A 17,142-nucleotide genomic window follows, 5' to 3' on the forward strand; every position below is an offset into this window, starting at 1 on the left:
GCCCACGCCCCACCCGCCCGCGTGGGCGGTGTACACTCGCCGTACCGCATTCATTCCCTGTCCGTCCGGCAGACCATAAGCCCGCCCTCACTGTCTGAAGTGTTTTCAGGAGGTGGTCGAATGCCCGTCAGGAACGTTTCCATCGCCGCGCACAGCGGCGTCGGGAAAACCACGCTTACCGAGGCCCTGCTGCACACCAGCGGGGCCGTTTCGCGCATGGGCCGCGTCGAGGACGGCAGCACCGTCAGCGACCACACCGACGCCGAAAAAGCCCACGCGTTCAGCGTCAGCACCGGCGTCGTCACGCTCAACCACGGCGGCACCACCCTCACGCTGCTCGACACGCCCGGTTTCGCGGACTTCGTCCGCGAAATTCGCGGCGGCATCCGCGCCGCCGACGCCACCCTCATCGTCGTGAGTGCCGTCAGCGGCGTCGAAGTCGGCACCGAACGCGTCTGGGCCACCGCCGACCGCTTCAACATGCCGCGCCTCATCGCCGTGAACATGATGGACCGCGACCGCGCCGACTTCTACGCCGTCCTCGCCGACATCCGCGCCACCCTCCAGGGCCCCAGCGTGGCCACGCACCTCCCCATCGGCAGCGGCGGCACCTTCACCGGCATCGTCGACCTCCTCACCCGCCGCGCCCACACCCCCGACGGGGAAAGTGCCGCTCCCGCCAGCATGACCGAGCTCATCGAGGAGTACCGCGCGCCCCTCATCGACGCCATCGTCGAAACCGACGACGCGCTCGTCGAACGCTACCTCAACGAGGAGGCCATCAGCGACGACGACCTGCACGCCGCGTACCTCCGCGCCGTCCACGCCGGCACCCTCTACCCGGTGATGCCCATCAGCGCCGCCCGCGAAATCGGCATCCGCCCCCTCCTGAACGCGCTCATCACCGGCGTGCGCAGCGCCCGCGAACGCGGCCCCCTCATGGGCACCGACGGGCAGACCCGCGAACCCACCCCCGACGCGCCCTTCAGCGCGCGCGTCTGGCGCACCGTCATGGACCCCTACGTAGGCCGCATCGCGTACATCCGCGTGTGGAGCGGCACCCTCAAACCCGGGCAGGCCCTGCGCAACACCACCCACGGCGCCGACCTGAAACCCGCGCACCTCTACACCCTGCACGGCAACGCCCTCACCGAAGTGCCCGAACTCACCGCCGGCATGATCGGCGCCCTCACCAAACTCGGCGACCTGCACACCGGCGACACCCTCGCCGACCCGGCGCACCCCATCACGTACGACCCGCTCGTCCTGCCCGACCCGGTCGTCACCCGCGCCATCCACCCGTACAGCCGCCAGGACGACGACAAACTCACGCCCGCCCTCACCAAGCTGCTGGAAGAAGACCCCACCCTGCACTTCCAGCGCCACCCGGAAACCGGCGACCTGCTCCTCAGCGGCATGGGCGAGCTGCACCTCGACATCGCCGTCGAGAAACTCGCCGCGCTCGGCGTGAACGTCACCACCTCCACGCCCCGCATCCCGTACCGCGAGACCATCCGCGCCGCCAGCGCCGCGCAGGGCAAACACAAGAAGCAGAGCGGCGGGCACGGCCAGTACGGCGACGTGCACCTGAAGATCGAACCCACCACCGAACCCTACGAATTCACGAGCGCCGTGGTGGGCGGCACCATCCCCACCAAATACATCCCCAGCATCGAGAAAGGCGTGCAGGACGCCCTCGCGCGCGGCACGCTCGCCGGGTACCCCGTGCAGAACGTCAAGGTGACCGTCACGCACGGCAGCCACCACGACGTCGACAGCAGCGACATCGCCTTCCGGACCGCCGGCGCGCTCGCGTTCCGCAACGCCATGCAGGGTGCCAGACCGGCGCTGCTTGAACCGGTCCTGCAACTGCGCGTGCGCGCCCCCGCGCAGTACACCGGCGACCTCATCAGTGACCTCCAGACCCGCCGCGCCCGCGTGCAGGGTATGGACCCCGAAGGGACCGTCATCACCCTCACCGCCGTCGTCCCGCAAAGCGAACTGCAGACCTACAGCGCCGACCTGCGCAGCCTCACTGCCGGACGCGGCGCGTTCAGCATCAAACCGCACGGGTACCAGGAAGCGCCCGCGCACATCGTGGAAAAGGTCATCGCGCAGCGGCAGCGCGAAACCGCGAACGCCTGAAGCCCCACAGGGGAGGCCGCTCAGGGCGGCTTCCCTCAGGCCAGCGCGAGAATGGCCTGCACGGCCGCCCGCACGCTCAGGTGCGTGGTGTCCAGCACCGCCCACCCTGCCTGCCGGTAGGCGCCCAGGTCCTGCCCGGCGTGCAACTGCCGGATGACGCCGTCCAGCACTGCCGGGTCGAACGCCTTGTTGGTGCGGGTGCGGTTGCGTTCCAGCACGGCGTCCAGGTCCGCCCGGAGCAGCACCCGTGTGACCGGCCCGGGCAGCTCGAACATGTCGGCGTCCTCGGGTCCGAGGACGTCGTCGAGCGCGACCGCGAAGCCCGCCCCCGCGTACACCGCGGCGAGCCGCCCGGCGGCTCGCCGCGCCAGCGCGAACTGCCGCAGCGTTTCCGCGGTGACCGCCGGGACGGGGTGCGCGATGCCCGACACCACGAACTCACGCACGTCATCGACCGGCACGTGCACGCCGAACTCGAAGTGCTGCAGCAGTGCGCGGCACACGCTGCTTTTGCCCGTGCCGGGCACCCCGGTGATGATGAACGTGCGCATGCGCTCCAGCGTACCCGGCGCGCAGCGGGCCTCCAGCCTGGAGGCCCGCTGCGTTCACAGGGGGATGTTGCCGTGCTTCTTGTACGGGCGCTGCTCCTGCTTTTCCTCGAGCATCTCGAAGGTCTGGATGAGGCGCTGGCGGGTGCTTTCGATGGGGATCACGTCGTCGATGTAGCCTTTCGCGGCGGCCACGTAGGGGTTGTCGAAAGTGTCTTTGTACTGCTTGATCTTCTCGGCGCGGGTCGCTTCGGGGTTGTCGGACTTCTGGATGTCGCGGCGGTACACGATGTTCGCGGCGCCCTCGGCGCCCATGACGGCGACGGCGGCGGTCGGCCAGGCGTACACGACGTCGGCGCCCATGTCGCGGCTGTTCATGGCGAGGTACGCGCCGCCGTAACTCTTGCGGGTGATGAGGGTGATCTTGGGGACGGTCGCCTCGGCGTACGCGTACAGCATCTTCGCGCCGTGCCGGATGATGCCCGCGTGCTCCTGCGCGACGCCCGGCAGGAACCCCGTGACGTCCACGAGCGTGAGGATGGGGACGTTGTAGCAGTCGCAGGTGCGGATGAAGCGCGCGGCCTTGTCGGACGCGTCGATGTTCAGGGTGCCCGCCATGACCTTCGGGTTGTTCGCGACGATGCCGACCGAGCGGCCGTTCAGGCGCGCGAAGCCGACGATGATGTTGCGCGCCCAACCGGGCTGGATTTCCAGGAAGGTGCCGTCGTCCACGAGGCTGTGGATGACGTCGTGCATGGCGTACGGTTTGCGCTGGTCCGGCGTGACGACGCTCAGCAGGTCGTCGTTCGGGCGGTCAACCGGGTCGCTGGTGGGTTTGAGGGGCGCTTTTTCGCGGGCGTTCTGCGGGAGGTAGGAGAGCAGGTCGCGCAGGCCCGCGAGCACCGCCTCGTCCCCGTCGTATTCGAGGTGGGCGACGCCGCTTTTCTTGTTGTGAACGTCGGCGCCGCCGAGTTCGTCGAAGGTGACGTCCTCGCGCGTGACGCTCTTGATGACTTCCGGGCCGGTGATGAACATGTAGCTGCTGCCGCGGCTCATGACGATGAAGTCCGTGAGGGCGGGGCTGTACACGGCGCCGCCGGCGCACGGGCCGAGGATGGCGCTGAGCTGCGGGACGGCGCCGCTGTAGATGGCGTTGCGGTAGAAGATCTCGCCGTAGCCGCTCAGTGAGTCGACGCCTTCCTGGATGCGGGCACCGGCGGAGTCGTTCAGGCCGATGACGGGGCAGCCGGTTTTCGCGGCGAGGTCCATGATTTTGGTGACCTTCTGGGCGTTCATCTTGCCGAGGGACCCGCCCAGGACGGTGAAGTCCTGGCTGAACACGAACACCTGGCGGCCGTCGATGGTGCCGCGGCCGGTGACGACGCCCTCGCCGGGCGCGTCGACGCCCTGCATGAGGCGGTTGTGGCCGTGTTCCACGAAGGTGCTGAATTCGAGGAAGCTGCCGGGGTCGAGCAGCGCGTCGATGCGTTCGCGGGCGGTGAGTTTGCCGCCTTCGTGTTGTTTCTTCTGGCGTTCGGGGCCGCCGCCCGCTTCGACCTTGGCGCGGCGGGCCTCCATGTCGGCGATGCGTGCCTGCAACTCGTTTCGGATGTCCGTCATGACTGAGCGCAGTGTACCGAACGAGCGTTCGGTCGTACGCGGATGGACACGCTGCGAACAGAGGCGCGCGCGAACATTATGCTGGTGGCATGACCCTCACGCCCGCTGCCCTGCGCGCCCACGCCACCGCCCGGACGTTGCCGCCCCGCACGACCCTGCAAGCCGCCCTGGACCGCCTGGGATTCGTGCAGGCCGACCCGATCCGCGCGCCCGCCCGCGCGCAGGACCTGATCCTCATGCAGCGCGTGAAGGGCTACCGCGCCGGCGACCTCGAACGCCACTACCCGCGCCTGAACGTCGAGGAGGACATCATCCCGAACTACGGGTTCGTGACGCGCGACGTGCAGCGCCTCCTGCACCCACGCGGGCACCGCCCCCTGCGCATCGACCAGCACGCACCCGGCCTGACGGAACGCGTGCTCGCGCACGTTCTGGAGCGCGGCGAGGTCCACCCGCGCGACGTGGAGGCCGCGCTCGGCCGGCAGAGCGTCGGGAACTACTGGGGCGGGCAGTCCAGCGCCACCACCAGCGCCCTCGACGCCCTGCACTACCGCGGGCACCTGCGCGTCACGCGCCGCGAGGGCGGCGTACGCCTGTACGCGCCCGCCACGCACCTCGACGCGCTGCGCGCCGCACCCCTGAGCGACGAGGTGCGCGCACTCGGCCTCGTACACCTCATCACGAACGTGTACGCGCCCCTCCCGCGCGCGAGCCTCACAGGGCTGCTGAGCCTGTGCGGGTACGGCGCGCCCGGCCTCACGTCGCAGCTGCGCGCGGCGCTCAACACCGCCCTGGGCGGCACCCTCACCGAGGGGCGCGTGGACGGCGTCCCGTACATCTGGCCGGCTGCCGAGGCGCCCGGCGACGCCGCCCCCATGCGCGGCGCCCGCATCGTCGCGCCGTTCGACCCGCTCGTGTGGGACCGCCGCCGCTTCGAGCACCTGCACGGCTGGGCGTACCGCTTCGAGGCGTACACGCCCGCCGCGAAACGCACTCTGGGCTATTACGCCCTGCCGGTCCTCCACGCGGACCGCGCCGTCGGCTGGGCGAACCTGAGCGTGAACGCCGGCACACTGCACGCGGACGTGCAGTACCGCCCGGACGTGCGCCAGACCGCCACGCTCACGCGCGCCGTGAACGCCGAACTCGACCGTTACCGCGCGTTCCTCGGCGCGCGCTGAGCGCTCACCACACCGCGCGCGCCGCGTCCAGCACGTTCCGCAGCGCCTCGCGCACCCCTTCGCTCGGGGTGCGCTGCGCCTCCCGCCACACACTCGCGGCGTTCATGAGCACGCCCGCGCGCCACTGCGCCGCGCCGTCCAGCGTCACGCCGTGCTCCGCGAGGCGCGCCGCGTACGCACGCTGCAGCGTCGGCGCGAGGGCCGCGCGGTCCTCCGGCGTCAGGCGCACGGCGAGCAGATGCGCGAGGTCCACGCCCGGCGGCGCCGCCCGCACCCGCCCGAAATCAATCAGCGTGACCACCCCGGTGTCGTGCGGATCAAGCAGGAACTGCCCGGCATGCAGGTCCCCGTGAATCAACGTGACCGGCAGCGCCGACAGGTCCAGGCGCTTCAGGGCGGCGCACACCGGCGGCCCGGCGTCCAGCACGTCCACTGTCGCCCCGGGCGGCGGCACCGCCAGCCCCTCCATGAGGCGCGTGCGTTCCCGCTCCGCACGCCACCGCCACGCCGCCCATGCGTCCGGACGCGCCAGCCAGTGCGCGTGGAAGTCCGCCACGGCCCGCACGATCCCCACCAGGCGCGCCTCGCGCTCGCCGGTCGGCACGGCCCCCCACCCGACCGTGCGCTCCGTCAGGTCCTCCATCAGCACGTGCCCCAGGCGGGCCGCGTCGTCCAGCTGGGCGTGCAGCAGGGGCGCGCTCGGCACCGGGCAGGCCGGCGCGAGCGCCCGCAGGTACGCCACTTCGTTCGCGAGGCGCCGCTGCGCGCGCGCGTCGCGGTCCATGGGGGAGCGGTACTTCAGGAACAGCGGCCCGCGCGCCGACGTGTAGCGCGCGAAATTCGCGCCGTCGCCGCGCCACGCCTCCACCAGACGCCGCGCCGGGAACAGCGCGCTCACGTCCCTCGGCCACGCGCGCGCCGACTGCACCGGGCCGCGGCGCGTCACCGCGAACGTCAGGGACCGCCACGCCCCCCGCGCCTGCACCGCCGGCGCGGACGCGCTCACGGCGCCCCCGCGCCGCGCCACGCGGAGGGTTGAGGCGGCGCCGCTCCGGCCTTCATGTGCCCCGCTTAGGCCAGCAGCGCGAACACGCCACCCACGGCCGCCACGGCGCCGCTCAGCACCGCGACGCCCACCACGAACGCGCCCAGGCACCCGCCCCGGCGCACCACGTGCCGCGCGTGCCCGCGGTGCCCGTACCGGTGCCCGCCAGAATGACTGTGGCTATGGCTGTGCCCACGGAACCCGCGCGCGCCGCGTCCGCTTGACCGACTGAACGAGAACGACCCACCGGAAAATCCGCTCATGCCTCACAGTACGACACGCCCGCACTGTGCGTTTCCGCACATGCCGCGCGGCCCTCACGGCAGGGGCTCGGCGCCCAGCGCGCCCTGCACGGCGCGGACGCTCCCGAACCCCCCCACGAACAGCGCCACCCGCAACTCCTCCAGGAAGGTGGCGAGCCACGCCTCCACCGCCTCGGCGCTGTCCAGAGCGGGCGCCAGCAGGGGCCGCGCGACCGCCACGGCCGTGGCGCCCAGCGCGAGCGCCTTCGCGGCGTCCAGGCCGGAGCGGATCCCGCCCGACGCGATCAGCGGCACGCCCGGCGCGGCAGCGCGCGCGCCCAGCAACGCCTGCGCCGTGGGCACGCCCACCTCGCACAGGTCCGGGGTGCGCACCGCGCCGAACCGCACCAGCTGCTCCACCCGCGCCCAGCTCGTCCCGCCCGCGCCCGCCACGTCCAGCGCCGCGAACCCCGCGCGCGCCGCCGCGCGCACCGCCGCGCCGTCCAGGCCGTGCCCGACCTCCTTGAGCAGCAGCGGGTACGGTACGCGCGGCACCACCTCCGCGAGGCGCGCCGCCACGCCCGCCCACGCGCGGTCCCCGCCCGCCTGCAACGCCTCCTGCAGCGGGTTCACGTGAATGGCGAGCGCGTCCGCGCCGACCCCCTCGACTGCGCGGACCACGTGCGCCTCGTCGTACCCGCGCAGGAACTGCGCCGCGCCAAGGTTGCCGATCAGCAGCACGTCCGGCGCCACCGCCCGCACCTGGAAGCTCGCGGCGGTGTCCGGGCGTTCCAGCATGACGCGCTGACTGCCGAGCATCAGGCCCACCCCGAGCCGCTGCGCCGCGGTCGCCAGGTTCCGGTTGATGTGCGCGGCCCGCTGCGCACCCCCGGTCATCGCGCCGATCAGGACGGGCGCGCGCAGCGCCCGGCCCAGGAAGGTCGTGCGCAGGTCCACGTCGTCCACGTTCAGGTCCGGCAGCGCCCGGTACGGCCAGCGCAGCCGCTCGAACCCGGTGGTGACGTGCGCGTACTGGCTGTCGGCGCGCAGGCACGCCTCGATGTGCCGCAACTTCCGGTCACTCAGGTCCACGTTCGGCGCGCCGTCACTCACGGGCGTAGGGTAGCGCGCGCCCTCACCCCGGAAACGCAGGAACGCCTACAACGCCCCGCGGACGCAGCGACAAGTGCCGCGCCGCTCACGCCTGACGCGACACTGACGCTCCCCTGACACCCTTGAACTCAGAAGGAACTCATGCGCAAACCCCTAAACGTGCTCCTGACAATCCTGCTCATCGCCGGCGTGGGCTTCGCGGCGTACCGCAGCGTCCGCGGGCAACTCGACGCCCGCAGCGTCGTGACCGTGCGCGGCATGATCGGCAGCGAAAAAGACGCCTTCTTCCGCGACCCCGAGGTGATCCGCGCGCTCGCCGCGCACCGCCTGCGCGTGGACCTCCTCAAAGCCGGCTCGCGCGAACTCATGACCCGCGACCTCGGCGGCCTCGACTTCGCGTTCCCCGCCGGCGTGCCCGCCGCGAACGCTCTGCGCGCCCGCGTGAACGCCCGCACCACCTACGACGTGTTCTACACCCCCATCGTCGTGGCGTCCTGGGTACCCATCGTGAACATCCTCGAAGCGAACGGCGTCGCGCGCCGCACCGGCGACACTACCACCCTGAATCTGCGCGCGCTCCTGCCCCTCATGGAGCGCGGCACCCGTTGGACGGACCTGAAGGGCAGTGGCGCGTACCCTGCCAGCCGCAGCGTTCTCATCACGACCACCGATGTCCGCACCAGCAACAGCGCCGCCATGTACCTCGCGCTCATCAGCCACCTCCTGAACGGCGAGCAGGTCGCGCAGCCCACCGACATCACGCGCCTGATGCCGCGCGTCGCGCCGCTGTTCCTCCGCCAGGGCTACCAGGAGAGCAGCAGCGCCGGCCCCTTCGAGGACTACCTGGCGCTCGGCGCGGGCAAAACGCCGCTCGTGAACGTCTACGAATCCCAGTACCTGGAAGCCGCGCGCGCCGGGCACCTCCCACGCGGCGCGGCCCTGCTGTACCCCACCCCCACCGTCTTCACGAAACACGTGCTCGTCCCCATCACCCCCGCGGGCGCGCAGCTCGGCGAGGTGCTCAGCACCGACCCGGCTCTGCAGGGCCTCGCGGCCCGCTACGGCTTCCGCACCCGCGACACCGCCCTGTTTCAGCAGGCCGTCAAGGGCGCGGGCGTCCACGTGCCCGACACGCTCGTGGACGTCGTCGACCTGCCCACGCAGGACGTCATGGAACGCATGATCGCCGCCATCGAACGTCAGACCCCCTGACCCCCAGGAGCCCCCGAATGACGGACCTGACCCCCACCGGAGCGCCCAGCCCATGAAGCGCGCGCTGCTCGCCGCCCTCGCCGTCACCCTCGCCGGGTGCGCCGCCCGCCCCACGCCGCCCCTCACGGTCCTCGGCGGTTCGGAACTGCGCGACCTCGCGCCCATCCTGGAGGACGTCGCCCGCGCGAGCGGCGTGCGCCTGAACATCCAGTACGTCGGCACGCTCGACGGCACCGAACGCCTGCGCGGCGGCGCGACACCCGACCTCGTGTGGTTCTCGCACGCCAAGTACCTCGAACTGCAGGACGACCTGCGCGGCCGCGTCATCGCGCGCGAGAAGATCATGCTCTCACCCGTCGTGCTCGGCGTGAACCGCCGCGACGCGCGCGCGTGGGGCTGGACGGGCCGCAACGCCTCCTGGCGCGACATCGCCCGTAAGGTCGCCAGCGGCGACCTGAAGTACGGCATGGCCAACCCCGCCGCCAGCAACAGCGGCCTCACCGCCCTGATCGGCGTGACCGCCGCCCTCAGCGGCAAGGGCGACGCCATCACCGCCGCCGACGCCCGCAGCCCCGAACTGCGCGCCTTCTTCCGTGGGCAGGCCCTCACCGCCGGGTCCAGCGGCTGGCTTGCCGACGCGTACATCCGCGATCAGGCGCGCCTGAACGGCCTCATCAACTACGAAAGCGTGCTGCTCAGCCTCAACCGTGGCGGGCAGCTGCGCGAGCCCCTCACGCTCATCTACCCCCGCGACGGCCTCATCACCGCCGACTACCCGCTGCTGCTGCTCAACCCGGCGCAGCAGGCCCCCTTCCGGAAACTCGTGGACGCCCTGCGCGCCCCGGCCGTGCAGGCGCGCATCATGCGCGACACGCTGCGCCGCCCCGTGAACACCACCGTGCCCCTCACCCGCGACTTCCCGGACGCCCTGCTGCTCGAACTGCCGTTCCCGCGCAGCGCCAGTACCCTGGACGCCGTCGTGAGCACCTACCTGCAGGACACCCGGCAGCCCGCCAACACCATCTTCGTGCTGGACGTGAGCGGCAGCATGCGCGGCGCCCGCATTGACGCCCTCAAAACCGCCCTGCGCGGCCTGAGCGGCGCCGACACGACCCTCACCGGCCGGTACGCCACCTTCGCGAACCGCGAGCGCGTCACGCTCATTCCGTTCAGCAGCGCCCCGGGAGCGCCGCGCACCACCGAACTCACGCCCGCCACGCGCGGCGCGGCCCTCAAGCAGCTGCGCGCGCAGGTCGACGCGCTCACCCCGGACGGCGGCACGAACATCTACGGCGCCCTGCAGGCCGCCTACGAGCAGGCGCGCGCCGCCCCCGCCGGACGCTACACCAGCATCGTCCTCATGACCGACGGGGAACGCACCGAAGGCCCCAGCGCCGACCAGTTCCGCGCGACCTACGCCGCCCTGCCGGAACGCGCCCGCCAGGTCAAAACCTTCACGGTCCTGTTCGGCGACAGCGACGCCACCGAAATGAACCGCATCGCCACCCTCACCGGCGGACGCACCTTCGACGGCCAGAACGACCTGCGCGCCGCCTTCAAGGACATCCGCGGGTACCAATGACGTACCTCACGTCCACCCGCCACCTCGTCGGCACCGCCCTCGCGCTGCTCGGCCTCGGCGCATACCTCCTCGGCTGGCTCGGCGCGTACTGGCTGCCCATCGTGGCCGGCCTGTACCTGATCGGCGTGCTGCTCACGCCCGCCCGCACGCGCGCGGACGTGCACCTGGCCGCGCAGGCCAGCGCCGACGACCTCCGCACCGAACTCCACCGCTTCACGCGCCGCCTGCGCGGCCGCGTCCCCCCGAACCTGCAGTTGCGCGCTGAGCACCTCAGCGCGCAACTGCAGGCGCTCCTGCCGCACCTCGCGGAACTGGAGCGGCGCGGCGACCCGCACGCCTTCACGGTCCGGCGCATCATCACCGACTACCTCCCCGGCACGTTCCGCAACTACCTGCGCCTCCCACGCGCGCACCGCAGCACGCCCCTGAACGGCGAACGCAGCCCGGACGACCTCCTCGCCGAACAACTCGACCTGCTCAGCGCCACCCTCGACCGCGTCACCGCCGACGCCCTGCGCGGCGACACCGACGCGCTCATCGCCAACGGCCGCTTCCTGCAGGACAGGTTCGGGCGACCGGACCTGCAGCACTGAACCCCACCCCTGACCCGCGCCCGTCACGCGTTACGCTGAGAGCCGTGACTGCGCCGCGCCCCTTCCGCGCCCTGTGGCTCCTGGCCGGCTTCGTGCTCACCGGCCTGGGCTTCCTGGGGCTCATCCTTCCGCTGATGCCCGGCACGGTGTTCTTCGTGCTGGCCGCCGCGTGCTTCGCGCGCAGCAGCCCCCGCTTCGAAACGTGGCTGCTCAACCTTCCCGCCGTCGGCCCCCTCGTCCGCGACTACCGCGCCGGTCGCGGCATGCCCGCCCGCGCGAAACTCATCGCGGTGCTCAGCATCATCGTCGCCGTCCTCCTCACTCTGCCCCGCATTCCCGTGCTGCCCGGACGCCTCGTCTGGCTACTCCTCGGCCTGTACGGCATCTGGTACGTCACGCGGCGCGTCCCGACGCGCGCCGAACCGCCCGCCGGGGAACGCTGAGCATGCGCCGCATCGCCGACATCCGCGCGGCCTGCGCCGCCCTGCCCGGCTCGCGCGAAACGTTCCCGTTCGACCAGACGACGCTCGTCTTCAAGGTCGCCGGAAAAATGTACGCCCTCACGGACATCCAGGCGGACCCCGTGACGCTCAGCCTGAAATGCGACCCGGCCCGCGCCGAAACGCTGCGCGCTGAGCACGCCGCCATCGTGGGCGGCTACCATCTCAACAAACGCCACTGGAACACCGTCACCCTCGACGGCACCGTCCCCGACGCCCTCGTGCACGAACTTCTGCAGCACAGCTACGCCCTGGTGGTCGCGCGCCTGACCCGCGCCGAGCGCGCCGAACTGCACCTGGACTGAGCGCCGCGCCCCTGCACGACCCCGCCCGCATTCGACCGCTGAAGGCCGGCCATGGCGAAGCCCATCGCGCCGCTCGCCGGCGATCCCTACAGGACCACGTCGAGGCCGCTGAGGCACTCCTCGGCAATGGCGCGCGCAAGAGGATCGCGGGTGCTGCGCGCGTAACTGATGCCGAGATGCAGGTGCTCCTGCGCCACCTGATGCGCGTCCCCGCGCCGCGAGGCGGGCGCGAGCGTCTGGTAGTACGCGAGGTGCGTGTGCGCGAGCAGCACGTCCCGCGTCCGCTCGGGCGGCAGGGACCGCAGGAGCTGCAGCGCGTGGTTGTACTCCCGCACGGCCTCCTGATCGAAGCCTTCCACGGCGGCGTCGCGGCCCCGTTGCAGGTGCCGCGCGGCAGTCAGGAACGCCGGACGCATACGGCCCGCATTGTAAAGCAGGGGCGCGGCGCGCACGCATGATGAACGCGCCGCCCGGTCGGGCGGCGCGTTCAGTGGGTGGGGTCAGCGGTCGCGGCGGGGCGGGCGGTCGCCGCTGGGGCGCGGGGCGCGCGGCTCACGCGGCGCGATCTTCCCTTCAAGTTCCGGGCGGATCAGGTCGATCTTGCCGCGGTCATCGACATTCGCGATTTTCACGCGGACCTTGTCGCCGACGTTCATGACGTCCTCGACGGCGTTCACGCGCTCCTCGCTCATCTGACTGATGTGCAGCATGCCGTCCTTGCCGGGGAACAGGTTGATGAACGCGCCGAACGCGGCGGTCTTCACGACCGTCCCATCGAACTCCTCACCGACCTTCGCTTCGCGGGTGATCGCCTCGATGCGTTCACGCACGGCCTGCGCGGCGGCGCCGTCCGCGCTGAAGATGCGGACGGTGCCGTCCTCCTCGATGGTGACCTGCGCGCCCATCGCTTCGAGTTCGCGGATCTGCTTGCCGCCCGGCCCGATGACGCTGCCGATCTTCTCCGGGTTGATTTTCACGGTGATGATGCGCGGCGCGGTGGGGGAGAGCTCCGCGCGCGGCGCGGGCAGCACCTCGGCCATCTTGCCGAGGATGTGCAGGCGCGCTTCTTTCGCCTGCGCGAGCGCTTCACGCATGATGGCGGGCGTGATGCCCTGAATCTTAATGTCCATCTGCAGAGCGGTGACGCCCTCGGCGGTGCCGCACACCTTGAAGTCCATGTCGCCGAGCGCGTCCTCCAGGCCGAGGATGTCGGTGAGCACGCGGTACCGGTCGCCCTCCATGACGAGGCCCATGGCGACGCCCGCGACGGGCGCCTTGATGGGCACGCCGGCGTCCATCAGGCTGAGCGTGCCGGCGCACACCGTCGCCATGCTGCTCGACCCGTTGCTTTCCAGCACGTCGCCGACAATGCGGATGACGTACGGGAACTCCTCGAAGCTGGGCAGGACCGCGCGGATGGCGCGTTTGGCGAGGTTGCCGTGCCCGACTTCGCGGCGCGACTGGCCGCTCATGCGCTTGACCTCGCCGGTGCTGTACGGCGGGAAGTTGTAGTGCAGCATGAAACGGTCGTTCTTGTCGTCCGTGAGGTCGTCAATCAGGATCTCGTCGCGTTCGGTGCCGAGCGTGGTCGTGCCGAGCACCTGCGTTTCCCCGCGCGTGAAGATGGCGCTGCCGTGCGGACGGGGGAGGGCGTGCGTCTCGATCCAGATGGGGCGCACGGTGCGGCTGTTGCGGCCGTCGGCGCGGACGTCCTCTTCGAGGATCAGGCGGCGCAGTTCCTGCTTCTCGACGCGGCCGAACGCGGTCTTGAACGCGCCGGTGCGGGCGTCGGCGTCCTCGGTGCCTTCGGGCACGCGCTCGCCGATCAGGCGGTCGCGCAGGGCCTTGAGGGCGACGCTGCGGTCCTTCTTCTTGGGCGTGAGCAGCGCGTCACGCAGGCCACCCGAGCGGGCCGCCTCGGTGAGTTCCGGCACGAGGTCCACGGCGAGGTCAGCGTCCGCGACGTAGTTGAACTTCTCGCGGCCCACTTCGCGCTGCATCTGCTCGATCAGGTCGATGATGGGCTGCATCTCGCGGTGCGCGAACTCGATGGCGCCCACGAGGAGTTCCTCTTCGACGACCTGCGCGCCCGCCTCAACCATCAGGATGGCGTCGCGCGTGCCCGCAACGACGAGGTCCAGACTGGACGCGTCCAGCTGATCGTACGTGGGGTTCACGACGTACTCGCCGCCGACGAAGCCGACGCGGACGCACGCGGTCGGCCCGGCCCACGGCACGTCACTCAAGCTGAGCGCCGCGGACGCACCGATGGGGCCGAGCACGTCAGCGCCGACCTGCGCATCAGCGCTGAGCACCGTGATGATGACCTGCGTTTCGTGCCGGTACCCTTTCGGGAACAGCGGGCGGATCTGCCGGTCCGTGATGCGCGCGCTCAGGATGGCGCGCTCGCCCGGGCGGCCTTCGCGGCGGTGGAAGCTGCCGGGAATGCGGCCGACGGCGTAGTGGCGCTCCTCGAATTCGACGGTGAGCGGCAGGAAGTCGAGGGGACTGACGTCTTCGCGCGCCTGCGCGGTCACGAGCAGCACGGCGTCGCCGTAGCGCACCGTGACGGCGCCACTCACGAGTTTCGCGAGCTTCCCGGTTTCCAGGGTGAGTTCCCGGCCACCGAGGGTCGCGCTGTAGGTCTTGGGTATCATCAGCGCATTCTACCGCTCTGGTGTGCGCTGCCTCGCGACGCGTGAAGGCCAGGCGACCACGCGCCCCCAGGCCCCCGCGGCGCATCTCCACGCGACACCCTGTGCAGGCGTGCGCCCACACGGGGCGTGACGTCTCACCCTGATGGAGGTCAGCGCATGACCACCCCGAACCTGCGCGGCAACACGCCCACGTGGATCAGGCCATCGTGGATTTCGTTCCTCCTGTCGGCGGGCCTGCTCGGGATCGGCATCCCGTACCTGCTGGTGGACGGGTGGGGCGCCGAGACCTGTTCATCGGGATGTTCTTCCCGCGAGGGGCCACACTGCCGCGCGCGAAGACTCTGCGGGACGCGAAAACCGAGCCGATCCTCACGAAGGCAGATCCCCACGAAGTCCGAGCCCTGAACAAAGGAGAGGGCCCACACGGGGCCCTCTCCTTTCGCGGTGGCTGGGGTTACTTCACGCCGCCCATCAGGCGCGCGATGGGGCGCGCGCCGAACAGCAGCACGACGGCGGCCGCCACGGCGAGCGCGCCGACGACCGTGAAGTACCCGCTGGGCGAGAGCGTCTCGCTGAGGCGCGCGACCTGCGCGCCGATGGCGTTCCCGACGCTGGTCGCCAGGAACCACACGCCGAGCATCTGGCCGCTCAGGCTGGCCGGCGCGAGCTTCGTGGCGACGGACAGCCCGGTGGGGCTGAGCGTGAGTTCCGCGAGGGTCTGCAGCAGGTACACGCCCACCAGCCACAGTGGGCTGATCAGGTGCCCGCCGCTCGCGGCGTGCGCGGCGAGGCCCATCAGCAGGAAGCTGGCACCCACGCCGCCCAGGCCGTAGACGAACTTCACGGGCGTGCTGGGCTGCCGCGCGCCCAGCCGCAGCCACAACGCCGCGAACAGCGGCGCGAACACCAGGATGAACATCGGGTTCAGCGACTGGTACCAGCTGGCCGGGAACTGGAAGCCCAGCAGCGTGCGGTTGGTTTTCTGCTCGGCGAACAGGCCGAGCAGGCTGCCGCCCTGGTCGTAGATCATCCAGAACAGCGCGCTCGCCAAGAACAGCCACACGAACGCCGTCATGCGGCGGCGGTCCTCGGCGTTGAGGCGGCCGCCCCGCAGGACGTTCGCGAACACCCACAGGGTCGCGCCGAACACCACGAACGTGAGCACGTCGATGGGGTTGATGTGCGGCAGGAACACGCGCAGCAGCGCGCCCGCCACAAGTACGGCGAGCACGCCCAGCGCGACCTGCCGCGCGAGGGGCGCGCGTTCGTGCGCGGCGAGGGGGTTGCCGGGCTGCAGGCCCGCCTGGCCGAGGTGACGGCCTCCGAGCACGTACCACGCGAGGCCCAGCAGCATGCCGACGCCGGCGGCGGCGAAGCCGAGGTGCCAGTTGATTTTCTGGCCGAGGTAGCCGCACACGAGCGGCGCGAGAAACGCCCCGAGGTTGATGCCCATGTAGAACAGGCTGAAGCCCGCGTCGCGGCGCGTGTCGTCGTGGGCGTAGAGCTGGCCGACCATCGCGCTGATGTTCGGCTTGAGCAGGCCGGTGCCGAGCATGATCAGCAGCAGCCCCAGGAAGAAGAACAGGGTGCCGGGCACCGCCATGGTGAAGTGCCCGGCGGCGATGGTCAGGCCGCCCCACAGGACGGCGCGGCGCGCGCCGATGAGGCGGTCGGCGATGAACCCGCCGGGGAGGGCCGCGAGGTACACGAGGGCGTTGTAGATGGCGTACGTGCTGGCGCTCTGCGCGTCGCTGTACCCGAGGCCGCCCTGCGCGGCGCTCGTGGCGAGAAACAGCGGCAGCAGGGCGCGCATGCCGTAGAACGAGAAGCGTTCCCAGAGTTCCGTGGCGAACAGGACGCTCAGGCCGAGCGGCTGCCCGAGGAAGCGGGCGTCGCGCTCGGGCGTGCCGGCGCGGGAGGGAGAATGGGTCATGGTGTCCTTCCTGGCCGCCTGCAGGCAGGGGCCGCAAAGCGGCAGTTTACGCGAGCGTGCAGCGCGCCGCCTTGCGTGGGCGTTGAGCGTCTTCGCGGCTGACGGTCATGGGACCTGAAGAACCCCTGAACGTGCCGGGTCGGCACCGGTGGTGGCGGCCCCGCCCGCAAACTTATACTGAGTTCATGCAAGACGCCTTCGCGCAAGCCCAGCAGGACGTACAGGCCCTCACTAAACGCCCCGGGAACGACGTGCTGCTCAAGCTGTACGCCCTCTACAAGCAGGCCACCGAAGGCGACGTGCAGGGCGACCGCCCCGGCGGCTTCGACTTCCGCGGCGCTGCTAAGCACGACGCGTGGGCCGAGCAGCGCGGCAAAAGCGCCGACGACGCCAAGCGCGAATACATCGACCTCGTGAACAGCCTGCGCGGCTGAGCCGCACGAGCAGGGGCGAGCCCGCGGGTGTG

Annotated in this window: 16 protein-coding genes; 8 read left to right on the forward strand and 8 right to left on the reverse strand. The window is 71.2% G+C overall.

All coding sequences use genetic code 11. The features are described 5' to 3' along the window. Positions 1-120 precede the first annotated feature (120 nt). On the forward strand, positions 121-2,145 hold the full coding sequence (locus DEIMA_RS04665) for an elongation factor G (protein ID WP_013556079.1): 2,025 nt from the start codon (positions 121-123) through the stop codon (positions 2,143-2,145). 35 nt (positions 2,146-2,180) lie between these two features. Here the strand turns inward: DEIMA_RS04665 and DEIMA_RS04670 are convergent, their stop codons facing one another. After that, positions 2,181-2,696 carry a DEAD/DEAH box helicase family protein gene (locus DEIMA_RS04670; RefSeq protein ID WP_013556080.1) on the reverse strand — a complete coding sequence of 172 codons (516 nt, stop codon included), beginning with the start codon at positions 2,694-2,696 and terminating at the stop codon, positions 2,181-2,183. 54 nt (positions 2,697-2,750) lie between these two features. Next, the gene (locus tag DEIMA_RS04675) at positions 2,751-4,313 is read right to left on the reverse strand and encodes an acyl-CoA carboxylase subunit beta (protein WP_013556081.1); all 1,563 of its coding nucleotides are present in this window, start codon (positions 4,311-4,313) and stop codon (positions 2,751-2,753) included. An 89-nt stretch (positions 4,314-4,402) separates the two neighbouring features. Here DEIMA_RS04675 and DEIMA_RS04680 point away from each other — a divergent pair, with 89 nt between their 5' ends. Beyond that, positions 4,403-5,494 carry a DNA glycosylase AlkZ-like family protein gene (locus tag DEIMA_RS04680; protein ID WP_013556082.1) on the forward strand — a complete coding sequence of 364 codons (1,092 nt, stop codon included), beginning with the start codon at positions 4,403-4,405 and terminating at the stop codon, positions 5,492-5,494. 4 nt (positions 5,495-5,498) lie between these two features. Here DEIMA_RS04680 and DEIMA_RS04685 read toward each other — a convergent pair whose 3' ends face one another. The 3 genes from DEIMA_RS04685 to fni form a co-directional block, all read right to left on the reverse strand. Next, entirely contained in the window at positions 5,499-6,500 is a 1,002-nt protein-coding gene (locus DEIMA_RS04685) for an aminoglycoside phosphotransferase family protein (RefSeq protein ID WP_245528347.1), read from the reverse strand. Positions 6,501-6,565: 65 nt separating this feature from the next. After that, positions 6,566-6,802, reverse strand: a complete 237-nt coding sequence (locus tag DEIMA_RS17240; RefSeq protein WP_013556084.1) for a hypothetical protein — start codon at positions 6,800-6,802, stop codon at positions 6,566-6,568. A 54-nt stretch (positions 6,803-6,856) separates the two neighbouring features. Then, on the reverse strand, positions 6,857-7,894 hold the full coding sequence (gene fni / locus DEIMA_RS04690) for a type 2 isopentenyl-diphosphate Delta-isomerase (RefSeq protein ID WP_013556085.1): 1,038 nt from the start codon (positions 7,892-7,894) through the stop codon (positions 6,857-6,859). 141 nt (positions 7,895-8,035) lie between these two features. Here fni and DEIMA_RS04695 point away from each other — a divergent pair, with 141 nt between their 5' ends. Genes DEIMA_RS04695 through DEIMA_RS04715 form a run of 5 tightly spaced genes read left to right on the forward strand, consistent with a single transcriptional unit; the run spans position 8,036 to position 12,086 of the window. After that, the gene (locus DEIMA_RS04695) at positions 8,036-9,106 is read left to right on the forward strand and encodes a hypothetical protein (protein WP_013556086.1); all 1,071 of its coding nucleotides are present in this window, start codon (positions 8,036-8,038) and stop codon (positions 9,104-9,106) included. A gap of 52 nt (positions 9,107-9,158) precedes the next feature. Continuing rightward, on the forward strand, positions 9,159-10,688 hold the full coding sequence (locus DEIMA_RS04700; protein WP_013556087.1) for a VWA domain-containing protein: 1,530 nt from the start codon (positions 9,159-9,161) through the stop codon (positions 10,686-10,688). After that, positions 10,685-11,281, forward strand: coding sequence for a hypothetical protein (locus tag DEIMA_RS04705; RefSeq protein ID WP_013556088.1), 597 nt, complete (start codon positions 10,685-10,687; stop codon positions 11,279-11,281). Before DEIMA_RS04700 ends, DEIMA_RS04705 begins: the two co-directional genes overlap by 4 nt. Positions 11,282-11,325: 44 nt before the next feature. Beyond that, complete coding sequence (locus tag DEIMA_RS04710) at positions 11,326-11,724, forward strand: YbaN family protein (protein ID WP_013556089.1); 399 nt, start codon at positions 11,326-11,328, stop codon at positions 11,722-11,724. A gap of 2 nt (positions 11,725-11,726) precedes the next feature. Then, the gene (locus DEIMA_RS04715) at positions 11,727-12,086 is read left to right on the forward strand and encodes an MmcQ/YjbR family DNA-binding protein (protein ID WP_013556090.1); all 360 of its coding nucleotides are present in this window, start codon (positions 11,727-11,729) and stop codon (positions 12,084-12,086) included. 86 nt (positions 12,087-12,172) lie between these two features. Here DEIMA_RS04715 and DEIMA_RS04720 read toward each other — a convergent pair whose 3' ends face one another. The 3 genes from DEIMA_RS04720 to DEIMA_RS04735 all read right to left on the reverse strand — a co-directional run bounded on the left by DEIMA_RS04720 (position 12,173) and on the right by DEIMA_RS04735 (position 16,676). Continuing rightward, positions 12,173-12,502, reverse strand: coding sequence for a hypothetical protein (locus DEIMA_RS04720; protein ID WP_013556091.1), 330 nt, complete (start codon positions 12,500-12,502; stop codon positions 12,173-12,175). Between the two features lie 84 nt (positions 12,503-12,586). Beyond that, the gene (gene pnp / locus DEIMA_RS04725; protein ID WP_013556092.1) at positions 12,587-14,743 is read right to left on the reverse strand and encodes a polyribonucleotide nucleotidyltransferase; all 2,157 of its coding nucleotides are present in this window, start codon (positions 14,741-14,743) and stop codon (positions 12,587-12,589) included. A gap of 454 nt (positions 14,744-15,197) precedes the next feature. Next, the gene (locus tag DEIMA_RS04735) at positions 15,198-16,676 is read right to left on the reverse strand and encodes a peptide MFS transporter (protein WP_013556093.1); all 1,479 of its coding nucleotides are present in this window, start codon (positions 16,674-16,676) and stop codon (positions 15,198-15,200) included. 185 nt (positions 16,677-16,861) lie between these two features. Between DEIMA_RS04735 and DEIMA_RS04740 the strand changes: the two genes are divergently transcribed. Beyond that, entirely contained in the window at positions 16,862-17,110 is a 249-nt protein-coding gene (locus tag DEIMA_RS04740) for an acyl-CoA-binding protein (RefSeq protein ID WP_013556094.1), read from the forward strand. The last annotated feature ends 32 nt before the right edge of the window (positions 17,111-17,142 follow it).

The organism is Deinococcus maricopensis DSM 21211 (assembly GCF_000186385.1).
GTDB lineage: Bacteria > Deinococcota > Deinococci > Deinococcales > Deinococcaceae > Deinococcus_B > Deinococcus_B maricopensis.

Excerpts from the sequence above, each read along its gene's own strand:
- DEIMA_RS04665 (WP_013556079.1), top strand. The coding sequence starts at position 121 with ATGCCCGTCAGGAACGTTTCCATCGCCGCGCACAGCGGCGTCGGGAAA.
- DEIMA_RS04670 (WP_013556080.1), bottom strand. The coding sequence starts at position 2,696 with ATGCGCACGTTCATCATCACCGGGGTGCCCGGCACGGGCAAAAGCAGC.
- DEIMA_RS04675 (WP_013556081.1), bottom strand. The coding sequence starts at position 4,313 with ATGACGGACATCCGAAACGAGTTGCAGGCACGCATCGCCGACATGGAG.
- DEIMA_RS04680 (WP_013556082.1), top strand. The coding sequence starts at position 4,403 with ATGACCCTCACGCCCGCTGCCCTGCGCGCCCACGCCACCGCCCGGACG.
- DEIMA_RS17240 (WP_013556084.1), bottom strand. The coding sequence starts at position 6,802 with ATGAGCGGATTTTCCGGTGGGTCGTTCTCGTTCAGTCGGTCAAGCGGA.
- DEIMA_RS04695 (WP_013556086.1), top strand. The coding sequence starts at position 8,036 with ATGCGCAAACCCCTAAACGTGCTCCTGACAATCCTGCTCATCGCCGGC.
- DEIMA_RS04700 (WP_013556087.1), top strand. The coding sequence starts at position 9,159 with ATGAAGCGCGCGCTGCTCGCCGCCCTCGCCGTCACCCTCGCCGGGTGC.
- DEIMA_RS04705 (WP_013556088.1), top strand. The coding sequence starts at position 10,685 with ATGACGTACCTCACGTCCACCCGCCACCTCGTCGGCACCGCCCTCGCG.
- DEIMA_RS04715 (WP_013556090.1), top strand. The coding sequence starts at position 11,727 with ATGCGCCGCATCGCCGACATCCGCGCGGCCTGCGCCGCCCTGCCCGGC.
- DEIMA_RS04720 (WP_013556091.1), bottom strand. The coding sequence starts at position 12,502 with ATGCGTCCGGCGTTCCTGACTGCCGCGCGGCACCTGCAACGGGGCCGC.
- pnp (WP_013556092.1), bottom strand. The coding sequence starts at position 14,743 with ATGATACCCAAGACCTACAGCGCGACCCTCGGTGGCCGGGAACTCACC.
- DEIMA_RS04735 (WP_013556093.1), bottom strand. The coding sequence starts at position 16,676 with ATGACCCATTCTCCCTCCCGCGCCGGCACGCCCGAGCGCGACGCCCGC.
- DEIMA_RS04740 (WP_013556094.1), top strand. The coding sequence starts at position 16,862 with ATGCAAGACGCCTTCGCGCAAGCCCAGCAGGACGTACAGGCCCTCACT.